Below are 16,342 nucleotides of genomic sequence, written 5' to 3'. Positions count from 1 at the left end.
GAAGGCGATCCCACGTCTTCGTCTCGTTATTTCTCGGATTTCTGGACCTGTGCAGCCAGGCTGGCGATCTCCGGCATTTCTGCGAGCAGATCGTCCAGCGCGTCGGTTACCAGCTGCTGGGCGCTGCGGCCGCGAACGGTGCAGGCAAGGCGCAGCATCAGATGCCGCTCGTGGTCGAGCCGCAGAGTGAAGGCCGCGCGCTTGCCGCGCGATGCGGCGGACTTGCGGACGACAGGCTTGCTCGCCTTATCGGCCGGCTTGTCCAGCTGTGCAGCGATCTTGTTCAGCGATTCGCGCACCTGGTTGGGTGCGGCTTCGCTGACCTCGTTTGCGGCCTGCTTGGTGGAGATGGCCACGACCTTGTCGGTGTCGACAGGTGCGGTCGGTTCGTCACCCATGTCGTTCCAGCCGAGATCTTCCAGGTTGGCGGCGGCTTCCTTGCCGTCGACAGGACCGGGGATCCCGGACTGCGGGCGCATGGCGGGCTTGGCACCGCCCTTGCGCGCGAGGAGCGTCGGGGTGAGCGAGGCGAAATTGGCGTCAGACATCCGGCAGTCTCCGCCCTAGTGCTCTTACTGTGCCACCCGGCGGCCGAAGCCGCCAGCGGGGCGATGGGCACCGGGAACAGCGGCCTGCGTGTTCGGTGCGGCGAAGACCGTGCGGCGGAAGTTCTTCTCCAGCCGGTCGGCGATGTATTTCCACAGCGCGGTGACCTCGGCAGCCGAGCGGCTTTCGGGATCGACTTCCATCACCGTGCGGCCATCGATCATCGAGGCGGCGAAATCGGTGCGGTGGTGCAGGGTGATCGGGGCGACCGTGCCGTGCTGCGACAGCGCGACGGCGGCTTCCGACGTGATCTTGGCTTTCGGCGTCGCGGCATTGACCACGAAGACCAGCGGCTTGCCGGCGCGTTCGCACAGGTCGACCGTTGCGCCCACGGCGCGCAGATCGTGCGGGCTGGGGCGGGTCGGGACGACGATCAGCTCGGCGACCGAGATTACCGACTGGATGGCCATGGTGATGGCTGGCGGCGTGTCGAGCACGGCCAGCTTGAAGCCCTGCTGGCGCAGGATTGCCAGGTCGTTCGCCAGGCGGGCGACCGTGGTCTGGGCAAACGCGGGATATTCGTCCTCGCGCTCGTTCCACCAGTCGGCGAGCGAGCCCTGCGGGTCGATATCGATCAGAACGACGGGCCCGGCGCCTGCGCGCTGGGCCTGTACGGCGAGATGTCCGGAGAGCGTGGTCTTACCCGATCCGCCCTTCTGCGATGCCAATGCCAGTACACGCAAGGCTTATCCCCCTGGTTTGAGCCTCTAGTCAGTCAATTGCCACGACAGTTGCGGCTGTTCGAAGACGGAAATCGCAGACTACCCCTAATTTAGGGTTAACATCGCGCCGATAAGGTCGCGGCAGGGATGGCCCGGCGGCTGGCAACACTTTGCTAATCGGTGATTTACTATAGGATTGCGCAGGCGCCTGCGTGGTCTGGCGGGCGAAAGCGAAGGACGGGCGACGTGATGGGTGCAGGCAACAGGATCCGCTTGTTCGGCGCAGCGGCAATCGCACTGCTTCCGGCGGGGCCACTGCTGGCGGATGTGAAGGACGGCGTGGATGCCTGGGGGCGCGGGGACTACGAAGCCGCCGTGCGCGAATGGATCGGGCCTGCCGGGGCGGGCGATGCCGATGCGCTGTTCAACCTGGCACAGGCCTATCGCCTCGGCCGGGGAGTGGACACCGATCTTGCCATGGCCGAAACGCTCTATGCCCGGGCTGCGGCCCAGGGCCATCTCAGGGCAGCCGACAATTACGGCCTCCTGCTGTTCCAGAACGACAAGCGCGAACAGGCCATGCCCTATATCGAGGCAGCCGCGCGGCGCGGCGATCCGCGTGCGCAATACCTGCTCGGGCTGGCGCATTTCAACGGCGATCTCGCCGCGAAAGACTGGCCGCGTGCCTACGCGCTGCTGACATTGGCGAATGCGACCGGCCTGCCGCAGGCGCGAAGGGCGCTGGCGCAAATGGACGAATACGTGCCCCTGGCCGAACGACAGGCGGCGCAGGCGCTTGCCGCGCAGTTGAAAGCCGACGCCGAGGCGGCCCGCGCAAGCGAGCTCGCGGCGATTGACCTGGCGATCGGCTCCGAAAACGATCCGGTGGTGCCCCTTGCGGAGGAACCGTCGCCGCGCGCTCCTGCGGCCCGGTCCTCTCCCGTCGTCGTGGCGCGTCTGCCCGCCACGCAACCCGCGGCCGCGCCGCCCGCGGCTGTGGCAGCCCGCACCGATCCGGTCGCCGCTGAGGTGCGCACGCCGGAGAAGGCGCCGGTTCGCCGCGCCGCATTCGACGCAAGCCCGCGGACCGGCCCCTGGAAGGTCCAGCTCGGCGTCTTCGGCGTGCCGAGCAATGTCGAGCGCATGTGGGCAAAGGTCTCCAAGAGCGCACCGGTCGCTGGCTACACGAAGGTGACCGAGCCGGCCGGGCGGCTGACCGTCCTCTATGCCGCGGGCTACGCATCGCGCGCCGACGCGAATGCCGCATGCGCGGCGCTGAAGCGTGCCGGGAACGACTGCCTCGTCACCAGATAAGGCAGTGGAAGGGTACGGGCAGGGGCTATCACGGCGCGTTATTCGCGCTAGATCACATGGCGAACGGGAGACCTGCATTGGACGTGCCGAAGACCGCCACACCGCCGGACCAGATCCAGCCCACCGGCCCGGGCGGCCATCGCATTGCGAGCCTCGACTTCATCCGCGGCATCGCGGTGATGGGAATTCTTGCGGCCAATATCGTCGCCTTCGGCCAGCCGATGACGGCCTATATGTACCCCGATGCCTTCACCGTCCCGCACAGCCTTGCGGAAGACTGGATGTGGGTCGCCCAATTCGTGCTGATCGACAGCAAGATGCGTGGCCTGTTCACCCTGCTGTTCGGGGCTGGCATGGTGCTGTTCCTCGAGCGCGCGGCGGCGCGCGGGCAGGGCAGGTGGCTGCAGGTCAGGCGCTTGTTATGGCTGGGTGTAATCGGCCTAATCCACTATTTCTTCATCTGGCGCGGCGACATCCTCTTCCTCTATGCTTGTTCGGGCCTCGCCGCGCTGCTGTTCGTCGGCCTTTCGCGCCGCAAGCTGCTGGTCCTCGGCCTGGTCGGCTATTTCGGCGGCGCGCTGCTCTATACCGGCTTTGTCGGCTTTCTTCCGATGATGGAGAATTCGCAGGAGCCTGCCTTCGTCGAGTTGGCAGAAGAGCTCGAGAGCGAAAAGCAGGCGGATCTGGCCGACGGGCGCCTTGAAACCCGGATGATCGCGGAGGGCGATTATGCGGACTGGGTCAACCACAACATCGTCGAGCATGGCCCGGAACTGGGTTTCTACCTCCTGATGTTCTGGTTCGAGACGCTGCCGCTGATGCTCGTCGGCATGGCCGCCTATCGCTACGGCCTGTTCGATGGCGGCCTTGATCCGGGGCGTCAGCGCTTCTGGGGCTTGACGCTATGGCTCGTCGGTACGGCGCTTACCATCCCGGTCGCGCTGTGGGCGAAGGATGGCGGGCTGACGTACTACGGAACGCTCGCCGCGATGGCCGGATGGTCGATGGTGCCGCGACTGTTTGCGATTTTGGGCCTTGTGACGCTTCTGGCGCTCTGGGGCAATCGCGTTACCGGATCGCTGGCAGAGCGGGTTTCCGCCGCCGGTCGCGCCGCTTTCACGAACTACCTCGGCACATCGGTGCTGATGATGCTGGTGTTCCACGGCTGGGCTGGCGGCTTGTTCGGCCAGCTGGGCCGGACGGAGCTCTACCTCGTTGCCGCTGCCACCTGGGTACTCATGCTGCTGTGGTCGAAGCCGTGGCTGGAGCGCTATCGTTTCGGGCCGCTGGAATGGCTCTGGCGCTGCCTGACGTATTGGCGGATCTTCCCGCTTCGCAGGTGATCTCTCGCAATCCTTGCTATTGAGAATGACTCGCACTACATCTGCTCTTGCGAATCAATCGCAAGGGATCCGCGACCATGTACATCTGCATCTGCAACGCCATTCGGGAGAGCGATTTGCGCCGCAAGGCGCGGCACGTCTCGGGCGATGCGGAAGCGTGTTATGCGGCGCTGGGCAAGCAGCCCAATTGCGGGCAGTGCCTGGTCGAGGCGGATGCCATTATCGAGGAAGAGCGCGAGCTCGGCTTCGTCTCCGCGGCCGCCTGATTTCCCGCTACTGAAAATCGCTTGCAACTGGCGGAATTCCGCCAGTTTTTCTGCTGCCACCCCTTGCCAATTGCAGGCTGAGGGGAGCATAGGATCGTGCATTACCGCAACAGGAGCAGGCACGTGCAAGGCGATCCCAAGGTCATCGAGTTCCTCAACAAGGCGCTGACCAACGAGCTGACGGCGATCAACCAGTACTGGCTGCACTATCGCGTGCTGGCCGATTGGGGCGTTTACAAGCTGGCCGAATACGAGCGCCACGAGTCGATCGACGAGATGAAGCACGCCGACATCCTCGCCGAGCGGATCCTGTTCCTGAACGGCCTCCCGAACTTCCAGGCAATCCACAAGCTCAAGGTCGGCGAGACTGTCGAGGAAATCCTCAAGGCCGACCTTGCGATGGAGATGGAAGCCATCCCGCTGCTGAAGGAAGCGGCCGAGCACTGCCAGAGCGTGCGCGATTTTACCTCTGGCCAGATCTTCGAGGACATCCTCGCGAGCGAGGAGGAGCATGTCGATTTCCTCGAAACGCAATTCGACATGATCGCCCGCATGGGGCTGGAAACCTACGTCCAGTTGCAGAGCAAACCGGCGGGCGACGGCGAGGCTGGCTGAGGCTGCATCCTTGCGGGGCGTGCGTTAGCCCTCAATCGCCGCGAATGTGCCGTTTCATCCGCTCGCGATTGCGCCGGGCGGCGGTGCGCGTTTCCATGAGGAACGCGCCGAGCCCTGCGACCAGGAAGCCCATGGTGACGATCCAGGCAAAGGCGACCAGCGTGCCCATCGGCGCAGTGACGAAGGCGCTGACGAACAGCAGGACGATCACGATGCTGATCGTGAGGGCCGAGGCCGTGCTGAGCATCACCGCGCGTTGCGCATACTGACGGCGCTTCTCCAGCGCCGGCAATTCATCGACCAGCACACCGGCCCGGCCGTCCTCATCCGCCGCCATGATTTTCTCGATCTTGTTGGCCACCCAGATGAGCCGGTTGGTCATCACGTTCATGATCGCGCCGATCCCGGCGAGCAGGAAGGCAGGCGCAAGGCTGAGCTGTACGACGTTCTGCACGCGCAGAGTCGAACTGGTCCGTTCAAGCAATTCGAGGCCGGGCAGGCTGGCTAGCATATCGAGCAGCATCAGCGCTCTCCGCTGTAATTGCCGCCCCCGCCCTTGTTGGCGTTGTATGGGTTCTTCGGGCTCTTCAGCACCACGCGCACCGGCACCGCTTCGAAGCCCAGCTTGTTGCGGATGCCGTTGATCAGATAGCGCTCGTAGCTCTTCGGCAGATCGTCGAGCCGCGTGCCGAACACCACGAAGCGCGGCGGTCGGATGCTGGCCTGCGTAATGTAGCGAAGCTTGATCCGCCTGCCGCCGGGGGCGGGCGGGGGATTTGCTTCCAGCGCATCGTCGAACCAGCGGTTGAGCGCCGCAGTCGGCACCCGGCGGCTCCATGCCTCGCGCAGCTCGAAAGCCGCGCCGAGCATCTGGTCGAGACCCTTGCCGGTCTTCGCGCTGACCGCGAACAGCGGCACGCCGCGCACCTGCGCCAGCCCTTCGTCGAGCGCGCCGCGAATGCCGTTGAACAGGCTACTGGCGTCTTCCGACCCGCCTTGCCCGGCAACGTCCCACTTGTTGATCGCGATCATCAGCGCGCGGCCTTCCTCGAGCACGAGATTGGCGATCTTGAGATCCTGCGATTCGAGCCCGCGAGTCGCATCGAGCAGCAGCACCACGACTTCGGCAAAATCGACTGCGCGGCGGGCATCGGCGACCGAGAGCTTTTCCAGCTTGTCGATCACCTGCGCCTTCTTGCGCATGCCGGCAGTATCGATCAGGCGAATCTCGCGCGTCTCGCCGGTCTTGGGATGGGTCCATTCCCAATCGACTGCGATCGAATCGCGCGTGATCCCCGCTTCGGGGCCGGTCAGCAGACGATCCTCGCCCAGCAGGCGGTTGATGAGCGTCGACTTGCCGGCATTGGGCCGCCCGACGATGGCGAGCTTGAGTGGCCCTGCGAGCAGCGCTTCCTCGTCCTCCTCGTCGATTTCCGCCTCGATCTCCGCGGCTTCGGCCTTGGCACCGATGATCGGCCACAGGTGATCGAACAGGTCCGCAATGCCTTCGCCATGCTCGGCGCTGACCGCAGCCGGTTCGCCGAAGCCGAGCGCGAAACTTTCATAGATGCCGGCGTCGCCCTGGCTCCCCTCCGCCTTGTTGGCGACGAGCACCACGGGGACCTCCTGGCTGCGCAGCCAGCGGGCAATTTCCTCGTCCAGCGGGGTCAGGCCGGCGCGCGAATCGAATACGAACATCGCGGCGTCCGCCCCCTCGAGGCTCACCTCGGTCTGCTTGCGCATGCGCCCGGGCAGGCTTTCGGCATCCTCGTCTTCCCAGCCGGCGGTATCGACCACCTGGAATTCGAGGCCCGCGATCACCGCATCGCCGAACCGCCGGTCGCGCGTGACGCCGGGCTGGTCGTCGACCAGCGCGAGCCGCTTGCCGACGAGCCGGTTGAATAGCGTCGACTTGCCGACATTCGGACGGCCGATGATGATCACCGTGGGCTTGGATGGGGAAACGCGCATGATGGCGCGCCAAGTGGCCCTTCGCCGGTCCTATTGCAAGCGGCTCTGCATCGGCCGGTTAATTCGCATTAACCATGTCGGGCAGGCGCGCCGTAAGGTTAACGGCATAGCCCATGCCGCCATGAGACATGCTCTTCTTGCCATCGCCTTGGTTGCCATTGCCGCTCCGGCAGCGGCCGACGAGACGCGGGACTTCCGGGTCGACAGCTCCCCCGAAGCGGCGCGAGGCGAATTGTCGCCCTATCTTCAGTGCGTGCCCTATGCCCGCAAGGTCAGCGGCATCCAGATCTATGGCGATGCGCACACCTGGTGGGAGCAGGCGCAGGGGCGGTACGCCATCGGCAAGGCCCCGCGCGTCGGTGCGGTGATGGCATTCCGGCCGCACCGCAACATGCGCCTCGGCCATGTCGCCGCAGTCAGCAAGGTGATCGACGGGCGCCGCGTTTTGCTCGACCACGCGAACTGGTCGCCGATCAACGGCCGGCGCGGCCAGGTCGAAAAGGACGTCCTTGCGGTCGATGTGTCGGCATCGAACGACTGGAGCGAGGTGCAGGTGTGGTACACGCCGCTCGGCGGGCTGGGGAAGACAGCATGGCCGGTGGACGGCTTCATTTATGCCGATCGCGCCACCGAAACGCCGACGCATGTTGCGCGGGCCGAAGACCCGGTCCGCAAGACCACGTCGAAGCGCTTCCTCAGCGCCTTTGCCGATCTTCGCTGATCAGCCGGCCTTGGCGATGGGCGGGTTTTCGCCCAGATCCTCGTACCATGCCTCGACCGGGCCATTGAGCTTGAGGGTAAGCGGGTTGCCCTTGCGATCGACCGTCTTTCCGGCCTGAACGCGCACCCAGCCTTCGGAAATCGAATATTCCTCGATATCGGTGCGCTGCTTGCCCTTGAACCGAATGCCGACGCCGCGCTGCAAGGCTTCCATCTGGAAGTGATCGCTCTTGGGATTGACCGAGAGGCGGTCGGGCGGGGTGTCGGATTTGGTATCTTCGCTCATGACGCGGGCCGATAATGCGCCGCGGCCCGTGCCGCAAGATCAATCCGGCGCGATAATCAATCGGGAGGGGGCGGCGTTTCGAGCGGGCTGGGCGATGGCTCGTCGTAATCGGGCTGGGCCGGATCGACGCCCGGCGGTTCTTCCATCGGCGCCTCGTTTGGCGGGCTGCCGGGTGGCATTTCGGGAGGTGCGCCCGGATCAATCCGGTCGGGCTGGGGGTCGGGCTGGGTGGCCATCGCAATTCTCCTTCAATCGGGCGGAAGCATTGTCGCGGCAGATCCCGCGTCCAGCGCCTGTTCGCCCTTGCCGTCGCGCCCGCCATCCATCGCAGGCTGGAGAGCCTTCTCGGTTTCGACGTCGATTTCGTCCGGCGTGTCGCGATGATCCAGCGTTTCGCCTTCCGCCTCTCCATCGGCTTCCATCTCGGCAGCGGGTTTGGGAGTCACGTCGGGATTGATCGTCGGCGGCGTGGTGGGCGGAACGCGCGGGGTTTCGTAGTCGGCCATGCAGATGGCTCCTTTCACCACTAGCAACGGCTTGTCGCACCCGCGTGTTCCCCCGCCCGTCGCCGCGCTTGCGCTTGTCGCCGCATCCCTCTAGAGGCACGCGCCTACACGTGAAGGGTTCGCCCTTTCGCGCAGCTTCGTTCGGGTCAGCGGGCGTGGCGGAACTGGTAGACGCGCTGGTTTTAGGTACCAGTATCGAAAGATGTGGGGGTTCGAGTCCCTTCGCCCGCACCAGTGACGCCGCGCGCGGAGATCCTCGCACCACATCGCATTCGAAAGTCACGAGTTTCAACCATGCAGATCAAAGAAACCGCCAATGAAGGCCTGAAGCGCGCCTATGCCGTCACCATCCCGGCAAAGGACATCGACGCGCGCGTCGGCAGCGAAGTGAAGAAGATCGCCCCCCAGGTGCGCATGCCGGGCTTCCGCCCGGGCAAGGTGCCGGCGAACCTCGTGCGCAAGATGCACGGCGAACAGCTTCACGCGCAGGCGGTGAACGACATGATCCGCGAATCGGTCGACAAAGTGATGGCGGACAACAAGCTGCGCCCGGCGATGCAGCCCAAGGTCGAGATCGGCGAGGGCTATGAAGAGGGCAAGGACGCGACCCTGACCGTCGAACTCGAAATCCTGCCGGAAATCGAGGCGCCCGAAATCAAGGACCTCAAGCTGGAGCGCCTGACGGTCCCGGTGAAGGACGAGGCGGTGGACGAAGCCGTCCAACGCATCGCGGACCAGAACAAGAGCTACAAGGACGCTGCCAAGACCAAGAAGGCTGGCGAGGGCGACCAGCTGATCATCGATTTCGTCGGTCGCGTCGACGGAACCGAATTCGAAGGCGGCAAGGCGGAAAACACGCCGCTGGTGATCGGATCGGGTCAGTTCATTTCCGGCTTCGAAGAGCAGCTTGCCGGCGTGAAGACGGGCGACAAGAAGACCATCACGGTGACCTTCCCGGCGGACTATCCCGCCGACCATCTCGCGGGCAAGGACGCGGAATTCGACGTCACCGTGCAGCAGGTAAAGGTCCCGGCCGACACCAAGGTCGACGACGAGTTCGCCAAGAACCTCGGTCTCGACAGCGTCGACAAGCTGAAGGAACTGGTCCGCGGCCAGCTGGAGCAGGAAACTGCCGGCCTCACGCGCACGCAGATGAAGCGCCAGTTGCTCGACAAGCTCGCCGCAGGCCACGACTTCGCCGTGCCGCAGGGCATGGTCGATGCGGAATTCGACCAGATCTGGACCCAGCTGCAGCAGGAAGCGGCCCGTTCGGAAGATCCCGAAGCGATGCTGAAGGAAATCGAGGACGAAAAGGACGATTATCGCAACATCGCAGAGCGCCGTGTGCGCCTCGGCCTGCTGCTGTCGGAAATCGGCCAGGCCAACGGCGTCGAGGTCAATGCCAACGAGATGCAGATGCTGATCCAGCAGGCTGCCCAGCAGTACCGCGCCGAAGACCGCGAGCGGTTCATCGAGTACGTCCGCACCGAGCCGATGGCCGCCGCCCAGCTGCGTGCCCCGCTCTATGAGGACAAGGTCGTCGACTTTCTGTTCGACAAGGCCGAGATCACCGACCGCGAAGTGACGCGCGAGGAACTCGAAGCCGCGATCGAGGCCGATGAAACTGCCGAGGAAAAGCCGAAGAAGAAGGCCCCGGCAACGAAGAAGGCGCCGGCCAAAAAGGCCGCTGCCAAGAATGACGACGCGAAGTCCGACAAGAAGGCTTCGGACAAGAAGACGGCAGCGAAAAAGCCGGCAGCCAAGAAAGCGGACGACAAGAAGCCGGCCGCAAAAAAGGCGCCTGCAAAGAAGGCTGACGCAAAGAAGCCCGCTGCCAAGAAGACACCGGCAAAGAAGACCGCCGCCAAGAAGTAGGCGTCCGGCATCGAATCAGGAAGGGCGGCGGATTTCGGTCCGGCCGCCCTTTTTGCTGGGCAATCAAAGGCCGGTGACAGAGGTCAACATGGCTTGTCGGGCACCTCGATGGCGATCGGCCGCCCGTCTGGTGTGTGCGCCAGCATCTCTTCATCCTGCCCGGAATGGATATGAGCGCGCCGGTGCTCGACATGGCGGATGAGAGGACCCGAAACTATGCCGTGCACCAAAATGCTGACGAGGATGGCAAAGCTCACGCAGGCCCAAAGCAGGTCGATCTGCAGGAAGGTCGCACTGTTCTGGCCATAGGCGAGGTAGTAGATCGACCCCATGCCTCTCACGCCGAGAAAAGCGATGGCGAACTTCCCTACGAGCGGCAGATGAGAGCGCGATTCCGCGAGCAGCCCGGATAGCGGGCGGATCACGAACACGAGCGCCAGGCAGATCAGCGCGGCAGGCCAGGTCAAGGCGTCGAGAACGCCGCTCGCCAGCATCGCGCCGAAGCCGAAGAGCACGCCGACCAGCACGATCTGCTCGATCTGGTCGATGAAGTGGTGGCTGATTTTGTGATAGCGGCTGCGATTCTCGCGTTGCCGTGCCGTCACTGCACCCACGAAGACCGCGATGAAGCCATAGCCTTCGATAAGCTCCGCGCAACCATAGGCGAGCAGGAGCGTGCCGAGCACGATAAGCCCTTCGCTGGTCGAATATTTCGGCGCATCGGCGCTTTCGGTTTCCTCGTCGCCCTTCTCGACCTCATCCATGGGTGCATCCGCCTCGCGCTCGAACACATACCAGGCACCCGCGCGGCCAACGGCCCATCCGACCACGCAGCCGGCAAGGATGCGCCAGACGAGGTCGAGCGCGAACCATTCGAGCGTCCATGTGCCGAGCGCCGTCATGCCGACCGCCGCAATCGCGAGGTAGGTGAAGGGGAAGGCCAGGCCATCGTTGAGACCCGCCTCCACGGTCAGGCTGAAGCGGACATCGTGTCGCTTGTTTTCGCCGGGCGGCCCCACCTGCACGCTGCGGGCGAGGACGGGATCGGTCGGTGCCAGCGCGGCGCCCAGCAGAACAGCGGACGCCGGCGCAAGACCAAGTGCCCACCAGCCAAGAAAGGCGACGGCGGCGATGGTCAGTGGCATGGCGACCACCAGCAGCGGCCAGATCTGTCGCCAGTTGATCCAGCTGACCGGCCGATCGATCGCGATCCCGGCGGCCATGAGCGAAACGATCACGATGAACTCGGTGACATACTCCAGGGCGAGAGCGTCGAACCCGTCATAGGTGGGATTGATGTTCGGCAAGTCGAGCGGAAGCGACCAGAAGAGAAATCCGGCCGCGACGTAAACGATGGGCAGCGACAGCCAGAATTTGGCAAGCCAGCGCTCCAGCGAGACCGCGAGCGTCAACCCGACGCCGAAGATGACGAACATCACGATGCGCGGGTCGAGCTCCATGGCCTATCAGTCGTTCTGCGCGGTCAATGGTTCCCATGGCTGGAAGGAAGGCTGGGGAACCTCGGCACTCCGCACGCGCTCGTAGGCTGCTCCTGCGCGGAGCACCGCGTGGTCCTGCCATTTGGCGCCCATGAAGCTGATCCCCACCGGCAGCCGCTCGACTGCGCCCATCGGCACGGTGAGATGCGGGTAGCCGGCAATGGCCGCCAGTGAGCCCGCGCCGATACTACCGTTGAAATTGTCTCCATTGACCAGGTCGCTGACCCAAGCTGGTCCGCGCGTCGGGACGACCAGCAGGCTCACGTCGTTCTCTCGCAGGAGGCGGTCGATGCCTTCTTCGCCCGCCAGCCGCAGCGAGGTGGCGCGCGCTTCTTCATAGGCGGCCGTATCGGTGGTCTCCAGCGCCTGCCGGAACAGGGACTGGCCGAACCAGCGCATCTCGGCCTCGGTATTCGCCTCGTTGAACGCGACCACATCGGCGAGACTGCGCGGGCCGCCCGTATCCGGACGCGATGCGAGGTAGGCATCCATCCCTTCGCGCAATTCGTAGAGCAGCACGGTCAGCTCGGCATCGTACATCGCGCCTTGCGGTTCGTACTCGATCTCGACCAATTCGGCCCCGGCCACGCGCATGTCGTCGAGCGCCGCTTCGAACAGGCTGCGCACGTCCTCACGACTGCCGATCTGGTTGACCAGAACGCCTATGCGCACGCCTTGCAGCGAGGCCTCGCGCAGGCCTTGCGTAAAGCGCGTCTTGCGCGCGTCGGCTTCGGCCGTTGCCGGGTCGGCCGGGTCGCTTCCCGCGATCGCTTCCAGCAGGAGGGCGGCGTCAGGGACGCTGCGCGCCATCGGCCCGGCAGTGTCTTGCGACGCGCTGATCGGCACGACATGCGTGCGGCTGACCATGCCGACCGTGGGCTTGAAGCCGACGATGCCGTTGATGCTGGCAGGGCAGGTGATCGAGCCATCGGTTTCCGTGCCGATAGCGGCCCAGGCAAATCCTGCCGCGACCGCAGCGCCGCTGCCCGAGGAGGAACCGCAGGTGTTGCGATCGATAGCGTGCGGGTTGCGAGTCAGGCCGCCCACCGCGCTCCATCCGCTGGTCGAATTGTCGTCGCGGATATTGGCCCATTCGGACAGGTTCGTCTTGCCCATCATCACCCCGCCCGCCGCGCGCAGCCGCGCGATCAGCGGCGCGTCGCGTCCGGTCATCCGGTCGGCAAGGGCGAGGCTGCCGGCAGTGGTCGGCAATTCGCGTGTTTCGATATTGTCCTTCACCAGCACCGGACGGCCGGCGAGGAGCGTTTCGCCGGCCCGTGCGGCCCGTGTCTGGGCTGTGATATCAGGGGCAAAGGCGATGATGGAGTTGAGGCCGTTAGGCCCGCGATCGAGGTTCTGCGCGCGCATGGCATAGATGAGCGTGCGTCGCTCGGCCTCGTCTTGCGGAGGTTCGATGCCGGGAAGCGGGGCAGGCGGCGTGATGGTCACCACCGGAAGGGAGCTGCTAGGATCGTCCTGCGCAGCGAGCGGGGTGGTCGTGGCGAGGAGGGCGAAACCTGCGAGAATGTGCTTCATGCCGCGCACACTGCCAGCGCGCGCGGCTTATGCAAGCGTGCTCAGAAATTTCCGCTGAGGGTAAATCGCACGATGGGCCCGATACGCCTGTCCTGGACCTCGGTGAAAAGTACCTCGCCATCGGGGCGCGATCCGTCGAAGACCGTGCGGAACCCGCGATCACGGGCGCCGAGAACATTCGCAACGCGCAGCGTGCCCGTCATGCCCAGGATATCCTTGTGCTCGACGAAAAGGTCGAGGAAGCTCGGCCCTTCCCAGTAGCGGCCGATCTCGAACCGACGGGAGTATTCGACCGGATCGAAGGTGAACAGGCCCGCGCCGTAAGCCCAGCTGGTGTTGGGGATGTCATGACGGAAATCCGCTTCGAGGCGGTTGTTGAGATCGAAGGAAAAAGCCCGGTTTTCGCCCGTGAACGGGTCGGTGATATCCATCCAGCGCTGAACCGCCGCAAAATTGAGCTGCGCGCCATTCCAGCCGATCGGGTCGAATTTCACCTGTCCCGAAAGCTCGATATGCAGGCGCTTCGCATCGCCGATATTGCCGCGCGCTTCGCCGCCGTTGGCAAGTGGGAAGAAATCGACGAAATCCTCGAACCAGGCCTGGCGAACCTGCAGCTTGGCCGACCCCCATGGGCCGAAACTCTTGTTGAGCTCCGCATCTATGTTCCAGCTCTGGTCGGGGACAAGCTCGTTGTTTCCGCCATTCTCGTTGTCGTTGTCGAGGTTCACGCTTGCCAGGAAATTGCCGAAGCTGAGCTGGCCCACGCGGCGGCGTATCTCGATCGACATGTCGAAGTCGCTGGCCGGTTTCCAGGCCAGCGAGATCGCTCCCTTGGGCCGCTGGAAGCTGCGCGAATTCGCCGCCGAACCGGTCTGCTGGATCTTGGAATATTCGCCGCCAGCCGATGCCTGAAGCGACAGTTTCGGCGTCAGCTGCTTGGTGATGCTGAGAATCCCTTCATAGCGATCCTCGGTGACGCCACCATTGCCGGCGGGGAAGGGGATCGGCACGAATATGCCGTCATCGTCAAGCACCGCGATCGATGACTTGCGATCCAGCCGGTTGAATGCCGCTTCACCGGAAAGCTGCCAGTCCGCCTTCCACATGTTCCAATTGTATTCGAAGCGGCCGATGCGCTCGCCTTCGCCATTGATCTGCTCGAAGCGCGAACCCTGGTCGGGAGAGCCGTCTGACAGGGTGTCGACCAGGGTGGTGGAGAAATTGTCGCGCTCGAAGCGTTCCAGGCCGATGAGCTTGAGCTTGCCGGGGCCGAACGGGAATTCGATGTCGCCGCCGATCTCGTATTCGGGGCCATCCTCGCGGGTGACGATCCTGCGGTCCCGATCAGGGCCCGCCACGACCGTAGCGAACTCGAATTCGTCGCGGGCAAAGAAGTCCTCGCCATAGCGCAGATTGAGCTTGGCAATGGTGTCGTCGGACGGCTTGTACGTGAAATTCGTCGCCAGCGTCGGATTGTCGAACTTGCCGGAGAATTTCGTATCCTGCGTTTCGATCAACGCCCCGGCCCCATCGGTGATGACGATCGGACCGTCAGAACCGAACCGGTTGTTTTCGTTGCTGATGGAAACCGTGTAATCCAGCTTGCCGCTCGAGCCGGTCAGCGAAGCCTCGCCGCCGTACAGCTGCGCCTCGGTGTTGTAGGGCCTGAACCCCGTAGTCCAGCGAAACTGACCTGAGGCACCGGTCGTCGCGACAATGATGTTGGCGACCTGTCCGCTCAGGCCGGGTATGTCGAGCGTGGCCCCCTCGACGATTTCGATCCGCACCACATCGCTCGACGGGATGCGGCTGAGCTGGTCGCGCACACTGTCGGACTTGCTCGAAAATCGCTGTCCGTTGACCAGCACGTTGGCGGTTGCCTGGCCCAGTCCGCGCGACTGGTTGTCTCCGCTGTCGATCGTGAAGCCGGGGATCTGGACCACCATGTCGAGCGCATTCCGGGGCGCGTAGCGCTCGAAATAGGCGGGCTCGAAGACTTGCGCACCCTCGGTCGGCGCATCGGTTTCGCCGGCCGGCGTCGATGCGTCGTCGGGATTGGCGGCCAGAGCAGGTGCAGCGGTCATCGCCAGGGCGGCAGCAAGCGCGGCGGTGGATGTGGCACTGATGCGCATAAAGGTTTGGTTCCCCTCGGTTTCGAGGGCTGACGTCTACGAATGTAACCGACAAGAACAGGCAGTCTCGATAATGACAACACGCGGACCGACAAATCGGGTCGCGCATCCGCCTAACGGCATTTGCGGCCCGACGAGCAACATGGATTTCACTTCGCAACCCATTGGTCCGCGAACGGTTTCTCCGCGCTGCTGCCGGAGCAAGGTTAAAGCCCTTGAACATTCGCAGCTCTATCGCGACATAGGCGCCCGATTGATCGATAAAGAGGAACATTCATGATCGACCTGTTCGGCGGCGACGCCTACTCCACCCAAGGCCAGTTCACGCGCGAGCCGGCGACCGGCGCGCTGGTGCCGGTGGTGGTCGAGCAGACCAGCCGCGGCGAACGCAGTTTCGACATTTTCAGCCGCCTGCTGCGCGAACGCATCGTGTTCGTGACCGGGCAGGTAGAAGACGGCATGGCATCGCTCATCATTGCGCAGCTGCTGTTCCTCGAAAGCGAAAATCCGTCGAAGCCGATCAGCATGTACATCAACTCGCCCGGCGGCGTGGTGACGGCCGGCATGGGCATCCATGACACCATGCAGTACATCAAGCCGCGCGTCAGCACCGTATGCGTCGGCCAGGCGGCCTCGATGGGCAGTTTCCTGCTGGCCGCAGGCGAGCCGGGCATGCGAATCGCCTTGCCGAATGCTCGGATCATGGTTCACCAGCCTTCGGGCGGCGCGCGCGGCATGGCATCGGATATCGAGATCCAGGCACGCGAAATCCTGCGCATCCGCAAGCGGATGAACGATCTTTACGTGAAATACACCGGCCAGAGCCTCTCGGACATCGAGAAGGCTATGGATCGCGACACCTTCCTCGAAGCCGAGGAAGCGATGAAATTCGGCATTGTCGACAAGGTCTTCGAAACCCGTCCTGAAAACGGCGAGGCCGAAGCCGAAGGTTCGGGCGGCGCGCCGGAATAAGCCTTGCGACCGATCTCGCGGGCAGGAGCAGCCTGCGCG

General features: G+C 64.2%; 17 protein-coding genes and 1 tRNA gene. 8 read left to right on the top strand and 10 right to left on the bottom strand.

Annotated features, from left to right (window positions below; all coding sequences use genetic code 11):
- Positions 1–26 precede the first annotated feature (26 nt).
- Together P8Q88_RS13275 and P8Q88_RS13270 are read right to left on the bottom strand one after the other, a co-directional pair.
- Positions 27–548: a hypothetical protein gene (locus P8Q88_RS13275; RefSeq protein WP_278324307.1), complete on the bottom strand. Its 522-nt coding sequence runs from the start codon at positions 546–548 to the stop codon at positions 27–29.
- Positions 549–572: 24 nt separating this feature from the next.
- Positions 573–1,289 carry an AAA family ATPase gene (locus P8Q88_RS13270; protein WP_278324306.1) on the bottom strand — a complete coding sequence of 239 codons (717 nt, stop codon included), beginning with the start codon at positions 1,287–1,289 and terminating at the stop codon, positions 573–575.
- A 228-nt stretch (positions 1,290–1,517) separates the two neighbouring features.
- On the opposite strand from P8Q88_RS13270, the gene P8Q88_RS13265 reads away from it, so the two are divergent.
- The 4 genes from P8Q88_RS13265 (at position 1,518) to bfr (ending at position 4,806) form a co-directional block, all read left to right on the top strand.
- On the top strand, positions 1,518–2,582 hold the full coding sequence (locus P8Q88_RS13265; RefSeq protein ID WP_278324305.1) for an SPOR domain-containing protein: 1,065 nt from the start codon (positions 1,518–1,520) through the stop codon (positions 2,580–2,582).
- A gap of 83 nt (positions 2,583–2,665) precedes the next feature.
- Positions 2,666–3,925, top strand: a complete 1,260-nt coding sequence (locus P8Q88_RS13260) for a DUF418 domain-containing protein (RefSeq protein WP_278324304.1) — start codon at positions 2,666–2,668, stop codon at positions 3,923–3,925.
- A 77-nt stretch (positions 3,926–4,002) separates the two neighbouring features.
- Positions 4,003–4,191 (top strand): (2Fe-2S)-binding protein, encoded by a 189-nt coding sequence (locus P8Q88_RS13255; RefSeq protein ID WP_278324303.1) that lies wholly within the window; start codon positions 4,003–4,005, stop codon positions 4,189–4,191.
- Between the two features lie 123 nt (positions 4,192–4,314).
- Complete coding sequence (bfr, locus tag P8Q88_RS13250) at positions 4,315–4,806, top strand: bacterioferritin (RefSeq protein WP_278324302.1); 492 nt, start codon at positions 4,315–4,317, stop codon at positions 4,804–4,806.
- Between the two features lie 31 nt (positions 4,807–4,837).
- Here bfr and P8Q88_RS13245 read toward each other — a convergent pair whose 3' ends face one another.
- Positions 4,838–5,329 (bottom strand): DUF2721 domain-containing protein, encoded by a 492-nt coding sequence (locus tag P8Q88_RS13245; RefSeq protein ID WP_278324301.1) that lies wholly within the window; start codon positions 5,327–5,329, stop codon positions 4,838–4,840.
- Positions 5,329–6,777 carry a ribosome biogenesis GTPase Der gene (der, locus tag P8Q88_RS13240; protein ID WP_278324300.1) on the bottom strand — a complete coding sequence of 483 codons (1,449 nt, stop codon included), beginning with the start codon at positions 6,775–6,777 and terminating at the stop codon, positions 5,329–5,331. The genes P8Q88_RS13245 and der overlap by 1 nt, the downstream gene beginning before the upstream one ends.
- A 121-nt stretch (positions 6,778–6,898) precedes the next feature.
- Between der and P8Q88_RS13235 the strand changes: the two genes are divergently transcribed.
- The gene (locus P8Q88_RS13235) at positions 6,899–7,498 is read left to right on the top strand and encodes a CHAP domain-containing protein (RefSeq protein WP_278324299.1); all 600 of its coding nucleotides are present in this window, start codon (positions 6,899–6,901) and stop codon (positions 7,496–7,498) included.
- On the opposite strand, the gene P8Q88_RS13230 is transcribed toward P8Q88_RS13235, so the two are convergent.
- The 3 genes from P8Q88_RS13230 to P8Q88_RS13220 are packed head-to-tail and all read right to left on the bottom strand — an operon-like array spanning position 7,499 to position 8,289.
- Entirely contained in the window at positions 7,499–7,783 is a 285-nt protein-coding gene (locus tag P8Q88_RS13230; protein WP_278324298.1) for a DUF3297 family protein, read from the bottom strand. It abuts the gene before it with no gap.
- A gap of 56 nt (positions 7,784–7,839) precedes the next feature.
- Entirely contained in the window at positions 7,840–8,019 is a 180-nt protein-coding gene (locus P8Q88_RS13225) for a hypothetical protein (RefSeq protein WP_278324297.1), read from the bottom strand.
- 12 nt (positions 8,020–8,031) lie between these two features.
- Complete coding sequence (locus P8Q88_RS13220; protein ID WP_278324296.1) at positions 8,032–8,289, bottom strand: hypothetical protein; 258 nt, start codon at positions 8,287–8,289, stop codon at positions 8,032–8,034.
- A 149-nt stretch (positions 8,290–8,438) separates the two neighbouring features.
- On the opposite strand from P8Q88_RS13220, the gene P8Q88_RS13215 reads away from it, so the two are divergent.
- Positions 8,439–8,523, top strand: a tRNA-Leu gene (locus P8Q88_RS13215).
- Positions 8,524–8,583: 60 nt separating this feature from the next.
- The gene (gene tig, locus P8Q88_RS13210; protein WP_278324295.1) at positions 8,584–10,164 is read left to right on the top strand and encodes a trigger factor; all 1,581 of its coding nucleotides are present in this window, start codon (positions 8,584–8,586) and stop codon (positions 10,162–10,164) included.
- 83 nt (positions 10,165–10,247) lie between these two features.
- On the opposite strand, the gene P8Q88_RS13205 is transcribed toward tig, so the two are convergent.
- Genes P8Q88_RS13205 through P8Q88_RS13195 form a run of 3 tightly spaced genes read right to left on the bottom strand, consistent with a single transcriptional unit; the run spans position 10,248 to position 15,331 of the window.
- Positions 10,248–11,624 carry a cation:proton antiporter gene (locus P8Q88_RS13205; RefSeq protein WP_278324294.1) on the bottom strand — a complete coding sequence of 459 codons (1,377 nt, stop codon included), beginning with the start codon at positions 11,622–11,624 and terminating at the stop codon, positions 10,248–10,250.
- Positions 11,625–11,630: 6 nt separating this feature from the next.
- Entirely contained in the window at positions 11,631–13,199 is a 1,569-nt protein-coding gene (locus P8Q88_RS13200) for an amidase (RefSeq protein ID WP_278324293.1), read from the bottom strand.
- A gap of 41 nt (positions 13,200–13,240) precedes the next feature.
- Positions 13,241–15,331, bottom strand: coding sequence for a TonB-dependent receptor plug domain-containing protein (locus P8Q88_RS13195; protein ID WP_278324292.1), 2,091 nt, complete (start codon positions 15,329–15,331; stop codon positions 13,241–13,243).
- 276 nt (positions 15,332–15,607) lie between these two features.
- On the opposite strand from P8Q88_RS13195, the gene P8Q88_RS13190 reads away from it, so the two are divergent.
- Positions 15,608–16,303 (top strand): ATP-dependent Clp protease proteolytic subunit, encoded by a 696-nt coding sequence (locus P8Q88_RS13190; RefSeq protein WP_278324291.1) that lies wholly within the window; start codon positions 15,608–15,610, stop codon positions 16,301–16,303.
- The last annotated feature ends 39 nt before the right edge of the window (positions 16,304–16,342 follow it).

It is taken from the genome of Qipengyuania marincola (genome assembly GCF_029688625.1).
Classification (GTDB): domain Bacteria; phylum Pseudomonadota; class Alphaproteobacteria; order Sphingomonadales; family Sphingomonadaceae; genus Qipengyuania.
This window is presented reverse-complemented; position numbering and strand designations above follow the sequence as displayed.

Excerpts from the sequence above, each read along its gene's own strand:
- P8Q88_RS13225 (WP_278324297.1), bottom strand. The coding sequence starts at position 8,019 with ATGGCCACCCAGCCCGACCCCCAGCCCGACCGGATTGATCCGGGCGCA.
- P8Q88_RS13230 (WP_278324298.1), bottom strand. The coding sequence starts at position 7,783 with ATGAGCGAAGATACCAAATCCGACACCCCGCCCGACCGCCTCTCGGTC.
- P8Q88_RS13220 (WP_278324296.1), bottom strand. The coding sequence starts at position 8,289 with ATGGCCGACTACGAAACCCCGCGCGTTCCGCCCACCACGCCGCCGACG.
- P8Q88_RS13200 (WP_278324293.1), bottom strand. The coding sequence starts at position 13,199 with ATGAAGCACATTCTCGCAGGTTTCGCCCTCCTCGCCACGACCACCCCG.
- P8Q88_RS13190 (WP_278324291.1), top strand. The coding sequence starts at position 15,608 with ATGATCGACCTGTTCGGCGGCGACGCCTACTCCACCCAAGGCCAGTTC.
- P8Q88_RS13265 (WP_278324305.1), top strand. The coding sequence starts at position 1,518 with ATGGGTGCAGGCAACAGGATCCGCTTGTTCGGCGCAGCGGCAATCGCA.
- P8Q88_RS13205 (WP_278324294.1), bottom strand. The coding sequence starts at position 11,624 with ATGGAGCTCGACCCGCGCATCGTGATGTTCGTCATCTTCGGCGTCGGG.
- P8Q88_RS13275 (WP_278324307.1), bottom strand. The coding sequence starts at position 548 with ATGTCTGACGCCAATTTCGCCTCGCTCACCCCGACGCTCCTCGCGCGC.
- tig (WP_278324295.1), top strand. The coding sequence starts at position 8,584 with ATGCAGATCAAAGAAACCGCCAATGAAGGCCTGAAGCGCGCCTATGCC.
- P8Q88_RS13245 (WP_278324301.1), bottom strand. The coding sequence starts at position 5,329 with ATGCTGCTCGATATGCTAGCCAGCCTGCCCGGCCTCGAATTGCTTGAA.
- P8Q88_RS13235 (WP_278324299.1), top strand. The coding sequence starts at position 6,899 with ATGAGACATGCTCTTCTTGCCATCGCCTTGGTTGCCATTGCCGCTCCG.
- P8Q88_RS13255 (WP_278324303.1), top strand. The coding sequence starts at position 4,003 with ATGTACATCTGCATCTGCAACGCCATTCGGGAGAGCGATTTGCGCCGC.
- der (WP_278324300.1), bottom strand. The coding sequence starts at position 6,777 with ATGCGCGTTTCCCCATCCAAGCCCACGGTGATCATCATCGGCCGTCCG.
- P8Q88_RS13195 (WP_278324292.1), bottom strand. The coding sequence starts at position 15,331 with ATGCGCATCAGTGCCACATCCACCGCCGCGCTTGCTGCCGCCCTGGCG.